The organism is Mycolicibacterium pulveris, assembly GCF_010725725.1.
In the GTDB taxonomy this organism is placed as follows: domain Bacteria; phylum Actinomycetota; class Actinomycetes; order Mycobacteriales; family Mycobacteriaceae; genus Mycobacterium; species Mycobacterium pulveris.
Genome location: NZ_AP022599.1, coordinates 2136536 through 2150280, shown reverse-complemented (window position 1 = coordinate 2150280; position 13745 = coordinate 2136536). Strand labels below are relative to the sequence as shown.

13 protein-coding genes are annotated in these 13745 nt (G+C 69.0%); 8 read left to right on the top strand and 5 right to left on the bottom strand.

Translation table 11 applies throughout. The features are described from left to right. Nucleotides 1-24 precede the first annotated feature (24 nt). Nucleotides 25-1626, bottom strand: coding sequence for a GMC family oxidoreductase (locus G6N28_RS10345; protein ID WP_163899967.1), 1602 nt, complete (start codon nucleotides 1624-1626; stop codon nucleotides 25-27). Nucleotides 1627-1744: 118 nt separating this feature from the next. Between G6N28_RS10345 and fadD4 the strand changes: the two genes are divergently transcribed. Further along, on the top strand, nucleotides 1745-3271 hold the full coding sequence (fadD4, locus tag G6N28_RS10340) for a fatty-acid--CoA ligase FadD4 (RefSeq protein ID WP_163899965.1): 1527 nt from the start codon (nucleotides 1745-1747) through the stop codon (nucleotides 3269-3271). After that, entirely contained in the window at nucleotides 3268-4152 is an 885-nt protein-coding gene (locus tag G6N28_RS10335) for an enoyl-CoA hydratase/isomerase family protein (protein ID WP_163899964.1), read from the top strand. Before fadD4 ends, G6N28_RS10335 begins: the two co-directional genes overlap by 4 nt. 49 nt (nucleotides 4153-4201) lie before the next feature. Here the strand turns inward: G6N28_RS10335 and G6N28_RS10330 are convergent, their stop codons facing one another. After that, nucleotides 4202-4939 carry a GntR family transcriptional regulator gene (locus G6N28_RS10330; protein WP_163899963.1) on the bottom strand — a complete coding sequence of 246 codons (738 nt, stop codon included), beginning with the start codon at nucleotides 4937-4939 and terminating at the stop codon, nucleotides 4202-4204. Then, a complete protein-coding gene (locus G6N28_RS10325) occupies nucleotides 4940-6088 on the bottom strand; it encodes an acyl-CoA dehydrogenase family protein (RefSeq protein ID WP_163899962.1) in 1149 nt (382 codons plus the stop codon). 31 nt (nucleotides 6089-6119) lie between these two features. Between G6N28_RS10325 and G6N28_RS10320 the strand changes: the two genes are divergently transcribed. The 3 genes from G6N28_RS10320 to G6N28_RS10310 are packed head-to-tail and all read left to right on the top strand — an operon-like array spanning nucleotide 6120 to nucleotide 9579. Continuing rightward, nucleotides 6120-7112, top strand: coding sequence for a MaoC family dehydratase (locus G6N28_RS10320; protein ID WP_179962054.1), 993 nt, complete (start codon nucleotides 6120-6122; stop codon nucleotides 7110-7112). 53 nt (nucleotides 7113-7165) lie between these two features. Continuing rightward, nucleotides 7166-8281: a CoA transferase gene (locus G6N28_RS10315; RefSeq protein ID WP_163899960.1), complete on the top strand. Its 1116-nt coding sequence runs from the start codon at nucleotides 7166-7168 to the stop codon at nucleotides 8279-8281. Further along, complete coding sequence (locus G6N28_RS10310; RefSeq protein ID WP_163899959.1) at nucleotides 8275-9579, top strand: amidohydrolase family protein; 1305 nt, start codon at nucleotides 8275-8277, stop codon at nucleotides 9577-9579. Before G6N28_RS10315 ends, G6N28_RS10310 begins: the two co-directional genes overlap by 7 nt. Nucleotides 9580-9586: 7 nt before the next feature. Here G6N28_RS10310 and G6N28_RS10305 read toward each other — a convergent pair whose 3' ends face one another. After that, complete coding sequence (locus G6N28_RS10305) at nucleotides 9587-10291, bottom strand: GntR family transcriptional regulator (RefSeq protein WP_163899958.1); 705 nt, start codon at nucleotides 10289-10291, stop codon at nucleotides 9587-9589. Beyond that, nucleotides 10288-10815, bottom strand: coding sequence for an HD domain-containing protein (locus G6N28_RS10300; RefSeq protein ID WP_163899957.1), 528 nt, complete (start codon nucleotides 10813-10815; stop codon nucleotides 10288-10290). Before G6N28_RS10300 ends, G6N28_RS10305 begins: the two co-directional genes overlap by 4 nt. Nucleotides 10816-10924: 109 nt before the next feature. Here G6N28_RS10300 and G6N28_RS10295 point away from each other — a divergent pair, with 109 nt between their 5' ends. Genes G6N28_RS10295 through G6N28_RS10285 form a run of 3 tightly spaced genes read left to right on the top strand, consistent with a single transcriptional unit; the run spans nucleotide 10925 to nucleotide 13745 of the window. Further along, on the top strand, nucleotides 10925-12040 hold the full coding sequence (locus G6N28_RS10295) for a TIGR03364 family FAD-dependent oxidoreductase (RefSeq protein ID WP_163906077.1): 1116 nt from the start codon (nucleotides 10925-10927) through the stop codon (nucleotides 12038-12040). Nucleotides 12041-12062: 22 nt separating this feature from the next. Further along, nucleotides 12063-12743: a phosphonatase-like hydrolase gene (locus G6N28_RS10290; protein WP_163899956.1), complete on the top strand. Its 681-nt coding sequence runs from the start codon at nucleotides 12063-12065 to the stop codon at nucleotides 12741-12743. A gap of 33 nt (nucleotides 12744-12776) precedes the next feature. Next, nucleotides 12777-13745: a phosphate/phosphite/phosphonate ABC transporter substrate-binding protein gene (locus G6N28_RS10285; RefSeq protein ID WP_163899955.1), complete on the top strand. Its 969-nt coding sequence runs from the start codon at nucleotides 12777-12779 to the stop codon at nucleotides 13743-13745.

Below are 13745 nucleotides of genomic sequence, written 5' to 3'. Positions count from 1 at the left end.
GGGTTTTCGCGTCTTTTCCGCGGGCTAGCTCCCGTCGAGGATGAACTCGGCGGCGCGGCCCGCCCACGCCATCGTGGGGCCCATCAGGTTGCCGGAGATCATGGTCGGCTGGCTGGCGCAGTCGACGATGCGCAGGCCTTCGATCCCGCGCACGCGGCAGCGGTCGTCGACGATGTCGTCGTCGTCGGGCCCCATCGCGCAGGTGGCGACGGCGTGGCTGCCGGTCGCGCCGGTCGCGGTGATGCCTGCCAGGATGTCGTCGTCGGACTGCAGGTCCGGGCCGGGTCTGCTCTCGGTCGTGACCTTCTCGGCGATGGGTGACTGCTCGAACCACTGCCGCATCCAGCGCAGCAGCGCGACGCTGGTCTTGCGATCGTATTCGGTGGCAAGGTAATTCGCGTCGACGGTCAACGGGGCGTCCGGGTCAGGCGAGGTGATCCACACGCTGCCCTCCGACGTCGACCGCAGCACCTCACCCATGCACGACACCCCGCCGACGTCTTCGACGCCCGCCGGGGCGTCGGGCCGGACCGAGCCCACCGACATCATCCGCACCAGCACCTGGGCGTCCACACGGTCCGCGTCGGGGGTGGTCTTGAAGATCGCCATCACGTCGCCGGTCGGGGTGGCCAGCGGGCCCTTGCGGTTGGCCAGATACTGCAGCGCGGTCAGGCCCTTGGCGGCGGTGTTGCGCAGCAACCGGTTGTAGCCGATGTCTTCGGTCAGCCGGTAGGTGTTGATGACGCAGAAATGCTCGAGCATGCGGCGGCCGACGTTGTCACGTTCGAGGTACACCGGGACGCCTGCGGCGTCGAGCACCTCGCGCGGGCCAACGCCGGAGAGCTGCAACAACTTCGGCGACTCCAACGCGCCCAGCGCCATGATCAGCTCGCGGCGCGGCCGCAGCTGGCTGGTGTTGCCGTCGGTGCGCACCTCCACGCCCGCTGCGCGGCCGTTCTCGAAAACCAGCCGAAGGGCCTTGGTGTTGAGCGCCAGGTGCAGGTTGGGCCGCTTGAGCGCGGGCCGCAGAAACGCCCTGGCGGCGGTGACACGGGCGCCCCGGGAGATCGTCGCCATGGCGGGCCCGACACGCTCGTCGTCGAACTCGTTGTAGTCCTGCACGCTGCGCAGCCCGCGTTTCACGCCCGCGTCGATCAGGTCGAACACCAACTCGTCGGGATCGCGAGGGGTGGTGATCGGCAGTTCGCCGCCGGCGCCGCGCGTCGGCGAGGCCCCGAATTGGTTGTCCTCGAAGGCCTTGTAGACGGGCAGGATGTCGTCCCAGCCCCAACCGGTGTTGCCGCGGCGCACCAGCTCGTCGTAGTCCTCGCGGTCGCCGCGGTTGTAGACCAGGCCGTTGATCGCGGTGGAGCCGCCGAGGACTTTGCCCCGCGGCCAGGTCTCGGTGCGGCCCTCGGGCCCGAACGGCTGCAGCTGGTAGCTCCACGAGTACTTGTCGTTGCCGAACAGCGCGGCGCTGATCATCGGCACGTGGATGTAGGGATTGCGGTCGCGCCCACCGGCTTCGACTAGCAGCACCTCGTTGTTGGGATCCGCCGACAGCCGGTTCGCCAGCACACAGCCTGCCGCGCCTGCCCCCAGGATCACGTAGTCGTACTCGGCCATGGGTGGGCTGTCCTCTCCTCGTTTGCTCCGCGCCAGCAAACAGGTTACGGCAGCGCTCCGGGGCGGGCGGCCGAGACCTCTTGACACCTGTCAAAATCGTTCGTCGTAAGGTCAGTACATGCAGATCCGCGAACATGCTGAGGCCACGCCAGACAAGCCCGCCGTCATCATGCACCCGGCAGGAACCGTGGTGACGTTCGGTGAGCTGGAGGCACGCGCGAACCGGTTGGCGCACCATTTCCGGCAAGCGGGGCTGGTGGAGGGCGACACCGTCGCGGTGCTGATGGAGAACAACGAGCACCTCCACGCCGTGATGTGGGCGGCCCGCCGCTGCGGGCTGTACTACGCGGTGATCAACACGCACCTCACCCCGGCCGAGGCGGCCTACATCATCGACAACAGCGGCGCCAAGGCGATCGTCGGCTCGCAGGCACTGCGAACGCTGTGCGAGGGTTTGGCGCCGCACCTGCCGGCGGGACTGCCCGGGCTGTTGATGATCGCCGACGGTGATCTCGAGGGCTGGCAGCGCTATCCCGAATGCGTGGTCGAGCATCCCACCGCGCCGATCGACGACGAGATCGAGGGTGACCTCCTTCAGTACTCGTCGGGAACCACGGGCCGGCCCAAGGGAATCCGGCGCGAGCTGCCCCACGTCCATCCGTCGGAGGCGCCGAACATGCTCTCCGCGCTCTTGATGGCGATTCAAATGGACAGCGACTCGGTGTATCTGAGCCCGGCGCCGCTGTACCACACCGCGCCGTGCCTGTGGACCATGGCCGCACAGGCGATGGGTGTGACCACCGTCGTGATGTCGAAATTCGATCCCGAGTCGGCACTGCAGGCCATCGAGAAGTACCGGGTCACGAGCGGACAGTTCGTCCCGGCGATGTTCGTCCGGATGCTCAAACTGCCCGAGTCGGTCCGCAATTCGTACGATGTGTCCAGCATCAAGCGGGTGGTGCACGCGGCGGCCCCGTGCCCGGTGGACATCAAGATGCAGATGATCGACTGGTGGGGCCCCGTCATCGACGAGTACTACTCGTCGTCCGAAGGTGCGGGCATCACGTTCATCACCGCGGAGGAGTGGCTCAAGCGGCCGGGTTCGGTCGGCAGGCCGCTGCTCGGCGAGGCCCATGTGCTCGATGAGAACGGCGACGAGCTGCCGCCAGGCCAGGAGGGCCAGATCTATTTCGCCATGAACGGCATGGAGTTCGTCTACCACAAGGATCCGGAGAAGACGGCCGAGTCCCGTGACCGGCACGGCTGGGTCACCGTCGGCGACGTCGGCTATGTCGACGAGGACGGGTACATGTTCCTCACCGACCGCAAGCACCACATGATCATCTCCGGCGGGGTGAACATCTACCCTCAGGAGGCGGAGAACCTCCTGGTGACCCACCCGAAGGTGTTGGATGCCGCGGTGTTCGGCATTCCCGACGAGGAGATGGGCCAGGCCGTCAAGGCGGTGGTGCAGACCGTCGACCCGGCCGACGCCACCGAGGAGTTCGGCGAAGAACTGCTCGCCTGGCTACGAGATCGCCTGGCGCACTACAAATGCCCACGGTCCATCTCGTTCGAGGCGCAGCTGCCGCGCACCGAGACCGGCAAGATGCTCAAGCGGGAGCTGGCCGAAAAGTACTTGTGACCCCCATCGAGCTCGCTGACGGTGTCGTCGTCGCGGTCGGATCACCCTGTGACGACGCGACTCTCACCCTGTCTGAGGAAGACGGTGATGACCGCCGGGTGATCACCGTGCCGTCGGTGTCCGCGGCGCTCGACGAGCTGCGGGACCGGTGTGCGCGGTGGCCGCAGGCCGCCGCCGTGTGCGTCGACGTGCTGCGCGCCCTCGACCCGTCCGCGCCCGTGTACGGCAGCGTCATCACCGAGTCGCTGGCCTACTCGACGCTGCAGTCGGGTCGGGAGTTCGCGCGATGGCTCGCCGAACGCGGACCCGCCGCACCGGTGGACATCCCCGAACCCGTCCAGGCCGAGCGCGTCGACGACATCCTGTACGTGCGGTTCAACCGCCCGCAACGGCACAACGCCTTCTCCACCGATGCCCGAGCCGCGCTGCTGGAGGCACTCGAGGTCGCCCGGCTCGACCCGTCGGTGCGCGAGGTGGTGCTCTCGGGCAACGGCCCGTCGTTCTGCAGCGGAGGCGACCTCGCCGAGTTCGGCACCTTCGATGACCCCGCCAGCGCGCATCTGGCGCGGACCCGTCACAGCCCGGCACTGGTGCTGGCCGAACTGACGGCGCGTCTCGGCAAGCGGTGCCGCGCCGAGGTGCACGGTCAAGTGCTCGGCAGCGGGCTGGAGATGGCCGCGTTCTGCGGGGAGGTGCGGTGTCGCGGCGACGCCGCTTTCGGGCTGCCAGAGCTCGGGCTCGGCCTGATCCCCGGCGCGGGCGGCACCGTGAGCGTCACCCGTCGTATCGGTCGGTGGCGCACCGCGTACCTGGTGTTGTCGGGTCGTCGCATCGACCCGCCGACCGCCCTGCGGTGGGGCCTCATCGACGCCATCGTGTGATTTCGGCGTACTTCGTCATGCTGAGCGTGACGAAACGCGCCGAAATCACTCAACCGGAACGGCGCAGCGTGACGCGGTAGGTGTACTGCTCGGGCAGGAAGTGGCTGACCGACAGCTCCACGGGTCTGCCGCCGGCATCGGAGTACAGCCGATCGACCCGCAGCATCGGATGCCCCGGCGCGCAATCCACCGCGGCGGCGACCGCGTCATCGGCGGGTGCGACGGTGATCCATTGCGCGGCTTCGGTAATCGGCTCGGCGAGATGCGGCTCCAGCAGGCCGATCACGGTCTGGGTGCCCACCGCGCCGTCGGCCAGCTCGGGTGCCCCCGTCAACGCGGCCGCGGCCGACGGCACCAGGTGCACGGTCGTCGACACGAACGGCACCGCGGGATCGGCCCCGTGCAACCGCCGGAACACCACCGAGAACACCACGTCGTCGTCGAGCCGCAACCGGCTGGCGGCGTCGACGTCAACCCGCCTGCGCAGCCCGGACAGCACCTCCATGGTGGTGTCGTCGGACAGGCTCATCAGGTCTTCGATCGATCCGAGCTGGCGCAGGTAGCGGCCACCGGGCTCGCTGGCGTACGTGCCCTTCCCGGGCACCCGGTACACCATCCCCTCGGCGACCAGGTCCTGAAACGCCCGTCGCACCGTCTGTCGCGACAAGCCGTGCGCAGCAACCAGTTCCGACTCTGTCGGCAGACGGGCGCCGTCTCGGTAGCGGCCCGCGGCGATCTCGTCGCGCAACTTCTCGCGCAGCGTCTGATACGCCGGGAGCGGCTTCACCTATATCCCACCCCGAGCGATGAGCTGCCCGGCGATCACGTTGCGCTGGATCTCGTTGGTGCCTTCACCGACGATCATCAGCGGCGCGTCGCGGAAGTACCGCTCGACGTCGAACTCGGTGGAATAGCCGTAGCCGCCGTGGATCCGCACCGCGTTCAGGGCGATCTCCATGGCCACCTCGGAGGCGAACAGCTTGGCCATGCCGGCCTCCATGTCGCAGCGATCGCCGCTGTCGTACCGTTCGGCGGCATAGCGGGTGAGCTGACGCGCGGCGGTGAGCTTGGTCGCCATGTCGGCCAGATAGTGACCGATGGCCTGGTGCTTCCAGATCGGTTGACCGAAACTCTCCCGTTCCTGCGCGTAGCGCAACGCGTCCTCCAGCGCCGCCGTCGCCACCCCGAGCGCGCGTGATGCCACCTGAATCCGGCCCGTCTCAAGGCCTTTCATCATCTGGGCGAAGCCCTTGCCCGGCTCGCCACCGAGGATGGCCGACGCGGGCACCCGGCAGTCCTCGAACGTCAGCTCGCATGACTCCACTCCCTTGTAGCCGAGCTTCGGCAGATCCCGCGAGACGATCAGGCCGGTCGTTCCCGATTCGACGAGCACGACCGAGATGCCCTTGTGTTTGGGCGTTGCCGCGGGATCGGTCTTGCACAGCAGCGCGATCAACCCGGACCGGCGGGCGTTGCTGATCCATGTCTTGGACCCGTTGATCGCCAACCCTTCGCCGGGTGAGGGTAGCGCCGTGGTCTTCATGTTCTGCAGGTCCGAGCCGCCGCCGGGTTCGGTCAGCGCCATCGTCGCCCGCAGTTCACCGGTGGCCATCGGGGGCAGGTAGCGCTGCTTCTGCTCCTCGGTGCCGAACAGCGTGAGCAGTTTGGCCACCACGGTGTGTCCGCCCATCGCGCCGGCCAGGCTCATCCAGCCGCGGGACAGCTCCTGTGTGACCTCGACGTAGCACGGCATCGACACCGGCGAACCGCCGTAGGACTCGGGGATCGCCAGCCCGTAGATGCCGATGCGCTTCATCTGTTCGATCCACGCCTCCGGATAGGCGTTGGCGTGCTCGACCTCGCGGACCTGGGGTTTGACGTCACGGTCGATGAATGTCCGCACGGTCTCGACCAGCATCGTTTCTTCGGCGTTCATGTACGGCCATATTGACACTTTGTGCGGCCCAATGCCAACATGTGCAGCCGTGAGCGGCCCTTTCTTTGACGACCTGCACGTCGGCCAGGTCTTCGACACCGCGCCGTCGATGACGTTGACGCCGGGTGCGGCGGCCGTACACCAGTCGATCGTCGGAGACCGGCTGCGGCTGGCCCTGGACGCCGACCTGGCGACGGCCGTCACCGGCGCGTCTGCCCCGCTGGCCCACCCGGCGCTGGTCTGTGACGTGGCGATCGGCCAGACGACGCTGGTCACCCAGCGGGTGAAGGCCAACCTCTTTTATCGCGGCCTGACGTTTCACCGATTCCCAGTAATCGGCGACACGTTGTTCACCCGCACCGAAGTCGTTGGGCTGAAACAGAACTCGGTGAAGCCCGGCCGCGCGCCAACGGGCCTGGCGGCGCTGCGGATGACCACTGTCGACCACGTCGGGCGCCTGGTGCTCGACTTCTACCGCTGCGCGATGCTCCCGCTGCGCGACGGCGCGCCCGACACCGGTCACGCCGACGACCTTTCGACGATCGGCTCCGTCGAACCGCAACTGCCCGACCCCACGGCCGACTGGGACGCCGACGCCTACCGCGCAAAGGTGCCCGGCGCCCACTTCGATCCCGGTATCGCGGGCACGGTGTTGCACAGCTCGGCCGACGTGGTCAGCAGCGCACCCGAACTCGCCCGGTTGACGTTGAACATCGCGGCCACCCACCACGATTCGCGAGTGGCGGGTGACCGGCTGGTGTACGGCGGGCACACCATCGGCCTTGCGCTGGCCCAGACCACCCGGCTGCTACCCAACCTCGTGACGGTGCTGGGCTGGGAGTCGTGCGATCACACCGGGCCGGTGCATGAGGGCGACACCCTCTACAGCGAGCTGCACATCGATGCCGCGGAACCATTGCCCGACGGTCGCGGCGGGGTGCTGAAACTTCGGTCGCTCGTCTACGCCGCCGGTGAGCCCGAACGCCAGGTGCTGGACTGGCGGTTCACTGCGCTGCAGTTTTAGCGCGAATCCGCCCCCCGGGTGGACGGCCGATGAGCCGGAACCACAATGGGCCTATGGCCTCTCTGGTCGTCCCGCTCGCCGTGCTGTCCCGCGCACGGCAGGCGGCCGACGCGCTCGGTGAGCTCACCGGTGTCGAAGTCGATGCCGGCGAGCTTGTCGCCGGGCGGGCCACGATGCTCGGGCTGTCCCCGAAGGGCCGGGTCTCCGCGGGCGGTGCGACGCATCTGATGCCCAGCCGCGACGGCTGGTGCGCGCTGACCCTGGCGCGCGCCGACGACATCGACGCCGTGCCCGCCCTGCTGCAGCGCGACACCGTCGACGAGGACCCGTGGCCGGCCGTGCACCGCTGGGTCGCGGCCAACGACGCCGTCGACGTCACCGACCGGGCGCGGCTGCTCGGCCTGCCGGTCGCCGCGCTCGGCGAGACACCGGCCGGGCCGCCGCGACGCTTTCCGTTCGGCGCGGCCACGACGCCCCGCGGCCCGGCAGGCCTGCTGGTCGCCGATCTGTCGTCGATGTGGGCGGGCCCGCTGTGCGGGCAGTTGCTGGCGCGGGCAGGCGCCACCGTCGTCAAGGTCGAAAGCGCCGCCCGGCCCGACGGCGCCCGGTCCGGCCCGCCCGCCTTCTTCGACTGGATGAACCACGGAAAGCTCTCCTACGTCGCCGATTTCGACCAACCGGCCACCTTGAAGTCGTTGCTGTCGGCCGCCGACATCGTGATCGAGTCGTCGCGCCCGGCCGCGTTGGCCCGCCGCGGGCTCGGGCCCACCGACGTGCAACCGCGCGACGGCCGGGTCTGGCTGCGGGTCACCGGTCACGGCACCGACGGTGACCGGGCGAACTGGGTCGCGTTCGGCGACGACGCCGCGGTGTCGGGATGCCTGATCGGGGGAACGCCTGCGGACCCGGTGTTCTGCGGTGATGCCATCGCCGACCCACTGACCGGGCTGCAGGCCGCGCTGGCCCTCGCCGAATCGCTGCGCGACGGCGGCGGTGAGCTGATCGAGATGTCCATGGCCGCCGTCGCCGCCGACTACGCCGAACTGCCCGATGAGGGCGAAACCGACTGCGCGGCAATGCCCCAGCTGGCCGGGCGTGCGGCGCCGCTCGGTGCGGACAACGCCGCCGTCGAGCAGATGCTGACCGACCGGGGGCTCGGCTCGTGCTGATCCGCCAGGCCTGTCTGCTGACCGGAGTAGTCGTCGACGTCCGCGTCACCGACCGCATCGTGGCCCTCGACCAGCGATTGGATCCCCGCCCGGGCGAGCAGGTCTATGACGCCGCGGGCGCGACCGTCATTCCGGGTCTGCACGATCATCACGTGCACCTTCGGTCGGCGGCCGCGGCGCTGACGTCGGTCCGCGTGGGCCCAGGCGACGTGCACGGCCGCGCGGACCTGGCCCGGGTGCTGGCCGCCGCCGACGTCGGCGCCGACGGCTGGATCCGGGCCGTTGGCTACCACGAGGCGGTCGCGGGGCCGCTGGACCGCACGGTGCTCGACGAGCTGTCGCCCGCGGTGCCGGTCCGCGTGCAACACCGCAGCGGGGTGCTGTGGACGCTGAACTCGGCAGGCCTCGCCCGGGTAGGGCAGCCCGACCACCCCGACGGCAGGCTGCGAAGCTCCGATTCGGCCTGGTCAGACACATTGCAGCGCAACGAAACCGGGCTGGCCGAGGTCAGCGCGACGCTGTGCGCGCGCGGCGTCACGGGGGTCACCGACGCCACCCCGGATCTCGACGCCGAGGACGTCGTGAAGCTGACGCTCGCGCACCGCCGCGGCGAGCTACGCCAGCGGGTGCACTGGCTGGCCCCCGGCAAGCGGATCCTGCACGACACCGAACTCGACCTCGAGGCGCTCACGGCTTGGATCGCCGCGCGGCACGCCGACGACGTCGCGGTCGCGGTGCACTGCGTGACCGCCGCGCAGTTGGTGGTCACCCTCTCGGCGCTACAGGCGGCGGGCACGCACCCGCGGGACCGCATCGAGCACGCGGCGGTGGTGCCCGACGACACCCTGGCGCAGCTCGCCGAATGCGGCGTCACGGTCGTCACGCAGCCGAACTTCGTCGTCGAGCGCGGCGACCAGTACCTCGAGGACGTGCCTGCCGCCGAGCATTGCGAGCTGTGGCGGGTGCGCTCGCTGATCGACGCCGGGGTGCCTGTGGCGCTGTCCACCGACATGCCGTTTGGGGACGGCGACCCGTGGCAGACGATGCGCGCCGCGGTACGCCGCACCACGGGCAGCGGGGCGGTGCTCGGCGCCGACGAACGCATTTCCGCCGACACCGCGCTGAGCATGTTCTTCGGCACGCCGGAGCGGCCGACCGTGCCCAGGACCGTCGATGTGGGCCGGCCCGCGGACCTGGTGGTGTTGTCCGCGCCGCCTGCCGAGGTGCGCGGCGAACTCGACGCCGACCTGGTGGCGGCGACGCTGATCGCCGGCGAGCTCGTGTTCGAGCGCGGCTGAGCCGCCGTCAGGTCAGAACGGCTTCGAAGGCCACCCGATCCCCGCGGAACAGGGCGCGCACCAACTCGATCGGGGCACCGCCGGTGTCGACAGATCGACGGTTCAACAGCAGCATCGGCATGGCGGTCGTCGTTTCGAGTAGCGCGGCCTCGCGCGGCGACGGCAGAACCGTCTCGATGCGCTCGACCGCCGAGCCGAAAACCACACCGGTGGCGTTGATGGCGGCATACAGCGAGGTGCCGGGGTCGAAGGTGTCGGCCAGCGCCGCGAACCGACTCTTCGGCAGACAGGTGCTTTCCAGGCCGATCGGCTTTCCGTCGGCCAGCAGCACCCGTTCCAGGTGCATCACCGCGGTGCCGGTCGAAATCCCCAGCGCGCCCGCCATCTCCGGAGTCGCAGCGACGTCCTCCCACGTCACCAGCAGCCTGCCGGGTGTGCGTCCACGTTCGGCGGCCCCTTCGGTGTAGGACCGCAACGAAAGGGGCTGAACGAGTTTGGGCTGCGCCACCACCGTGCCGCGACCGCGGCGTTCGATGCGCCCTTCCACCAACAGCTCGTGCAGCGCCTGGCGAACGGTCTCCCGGGACACCCCGAATCGCACGGCGAGTTCACGCTCGGACGGCACGGCATCGCCCTCGGCGAGTTCGGCGAGGATGGCATCGATGCCGGTGCGGACCAAGTACGGCTTCGGCAGCCGCTGAGGGGCGCTCACCGCGAAGAGCGTTGCGCCAGGACCCGTTCCGCGACACGGATCACCTCCCGGACCGACACGGCCTGACCATGGGGGTCTTTGGCCGCGTCGTCGTAGCCCCGCAGCCGCAACGCGTCGGCCCACCAGGGATGGTCGACGAAAGCCGGGTCGACACCGGCTCCGCCCTGGTGCTGCAGGGTGTCCACCGAAACCTGCGACAGCGTGGCCGCGTAGCCGGGCACCGTGGCGGCCAGATACCGCTTCGCCGCGACGTGCGCGCCTGCCAGCCAGCCGACGCGGACACCGAACCTCGGCGACAGCCAGTCCCGGGCGATGCGGTCATGATGTGCGGTGTCCACGGCGCCGCACAGGGGGCTGTGCGCCAGGTCGTGCAGCGCCGCCGCGAGCACCAGCTCGTCATCGGCGCCGTCGGCCAACGCCCGCGTCGCCGACTGCAGCGCGTGGTCGAGTTCGTCGACCGCCTCCTCGTCCCACACCCCACGCAGGGAACGCAGCAGTTCGTCCACCTCGTCGAGAACAGTCACGCCCAGAACCGTACCCGAAATTGGTCTATACCAATTCTTAACCTGTTGTTCTGTAAGGCAACACCTCGCCGTCGGACCCGGGTTCCCCGGAGTCGGAATGGTCGGCGCAATGCGGGTGATCATCGTCGGGGGCGGCATCGTCGGTACCACGCACGCTCTCGAGGCGATCCGCCGCGGTCACGACGTGGTGCAGTTGGAACGCGAGGTCGAGGCCCGTGGCGCGACCGTCCGCAACTTCGGCCTGATCTGGGTGTCCGGACGCGCCCGAGGCGAACTCAGCACCGCGCTGCGGTCCCGGCAACTGTGGGAGGAGTTGGCCGCCGACATCCCCGGCATCGGTTTTCGCCCAGCCGGATCGTTGACCTTGCTGCGCACCCCCGGTGAAGTCGCGGTGGCAGAGGAAGTGGTGGCCCGCGGTGACGCGGTCGATCGGGGCTTCGCCCTCCTGGATCCGGATCGGGTACGCGCGCTGAACCCGGCGCTGCGGGGGAAATACCTGGCGGGCCTGCACTGTTCGCGCGACGGCGTCGTCGAGTCGAGGCAGGCGCTGCCCGCGATACGCGAACACCTGGCGGCCACCGGCCGGTACCGGTTTCTTCCCGGAACCGAGGCGCGCTCGCTGGACGGCACAGGCATCCGCGACGATGACGGAACCCGTCATGACGGCGACCTGATCCTGATCTGTGCCGGGGCCGTGCACGGCGGCCTGGTTCGGGAGGTCGCCGGTGAGCTGCCCGTCCGTCGGGTCCGACTGCAGATGATGCAGACCGCCCCCCTGGGCGAGGAGCTGACCACGGCCATCGCCGACGGCGACAGCTTCCGGTACTACCCCGGATACGCCGGCGCGGCGCTGAACACGCTGCAGCACAGTGAATCCCAGGACCACGTGGCATCCGAACACCGCATGCAGCTGCTGTGCGCGCAGCGGTTGCACGGCGGCCTGACCATCGGCGACACCCACGAGTACGACGAGCCGTTCGGGTTCGACGTGACCGAGGCGCCCTACGAGTACCTTGTCGACCTCGTCGAGCAGTTCCTCGGTCGCCCGTTACCGCCGATCCACCGGCGGTGGGCCGGGGTCTACAGCCAGTGTGTGGATCCGGACCAGCTGATCTGCCGCACCTCGCCGGAGAAGAACACCTGGATCGTCACGGGCGCGGGCGGGCGCGGCATGACGATGGCGCCGGCGTTCGCCGAGCAGACCGCCGACCTCATCGGTCTCTGAGATCTCCGAGAAAGGAAACGCCATGCAACACCGAAGCATTCAATTGGCCGTACTCGACATGGCCGGAACCACGGTGGCCGACGACGGGTTGGTGCTTCGCGCGTTCGATGTCGCAGCCACCGCCGCCGGAGTTCCTGAGGACGGCCCCGAACGCGAGCAGGCGCGCACCTACGTCCTCGACACGATGGGGCAATCCAAGATCGACGTGTTCAGGACGCTGTTCGGAGCGGAACAACGGGCGCAAACCGCCAACCACGCGTTCGAGGAAGCCTACGCGCGTTACGTCGCCGACGGTGTATTGCCCATTCCCGGTGCCGCCGAGGCCATTTCCAAGCTGCGCGAGGAAGGCGTCAAGGTGGTGCTGACCACCGGATTCAGCCGGTCGACCCAGGACCAGATCCTCGAGGTGCTCGGGTGGAACGACATCGCCGATCTGTCGCTGTGCCCCGCCGACGCCGGGCGCGGACGCCCGTTTCCCGATCTCGTCCTGACCGCGGTGCTGCGTACCGGCATCGACGACGTCGCGAAGGTCGCGGTGGTCGGTGACACCACCAGCGACATCCTCGCGGGGCGTCGCGCCGGCGCCGCCGTCGTGGCAGGCGTGCTCACCGGGGCGCACGCGGAGAAGGACCTGCGGGCCGCCGGCGCGACGCACGTGCTGCACTCCGTCACCGAACTTCCCGAACTCATCCTGTCCAGCTGACTGTACTGATTGATACGAAAAGGACTATGCGTCATGAGCTTTCGTAATGTGCGAACCATCGCGGCGGCCGCCGCCGGCCTTGCGCTCGTCGCATCCGGATGTTCGAGCTCGGGCTCGGGATCTGATGCCACCACCGAGCAGGGCTTCCCCGCAACCTTGACGCTGGCCGCGGTTCCGGCCGAGAACTCGGCCGATCTCAAGGCCAGCTACGACCCGCTGATCCAGCTGCTCGAGAAGGAAACCGGAGCCACGGTCGAGTTCGTGCAGGCCTCCGACTACGCGGGGGTCGTCGAGGGGATGATCGCCGACAACGTCGACCTGGCGTTCTTCGGCCCGTTCTCCTACGTGGTCGCCATGATCAACGGCGCCAAGATCACCCCGTTGGGCGCGGTGGTCGGCGAAAAGGGCGAGGAGCCCGGTTACCAGTCCTACGGACTGGCCCGAGCCGACGATGCGGCCGTCAACGGGCTCGAAGACTTCGCAGGCAAGACGGTGTGCTTCGTCGACCCGAGCTCGACGTCGGGCTTCCTGTATCCCTCGGCCGGGCTGATCGAAGCCGGTGTGGTCAAGTCCGGCTCCGAGGCCGACATCTCGGCGGCGGTGACACCCGTCTACGCCGGAAGTCACGACGCCTCGGCGTTGGCCATCGCCTCCGGTGACTGTGACGCGGGGTTCGCTTTCGACACCATGGTGGACAAGACCATGATCGAGAAGGGCGATCTGCAACCGGGCCAGCTCAAGACGGTGTGGAAATCGGAGATGATCGCCGGTTCGGTCTTCGTCGCCAACGAGGCGCTCGGCACCGAGACCGTCGACAAGCTCAAGGCGCTGTTCACCGAGAAGGCCAACGCCGACGTGCTCGAGGCCGAGGGGTTCTGCGAAGGCGACGCCTGCCTGATCACCGACGAACGGGTCTGGGGGGTGGTCGAGGCCGCCGACTCCGACTATGACGGCGTGCGCAAGGTCTGTGAGGTCACCGGCTCGGACAAGTGCAAGGGCTGA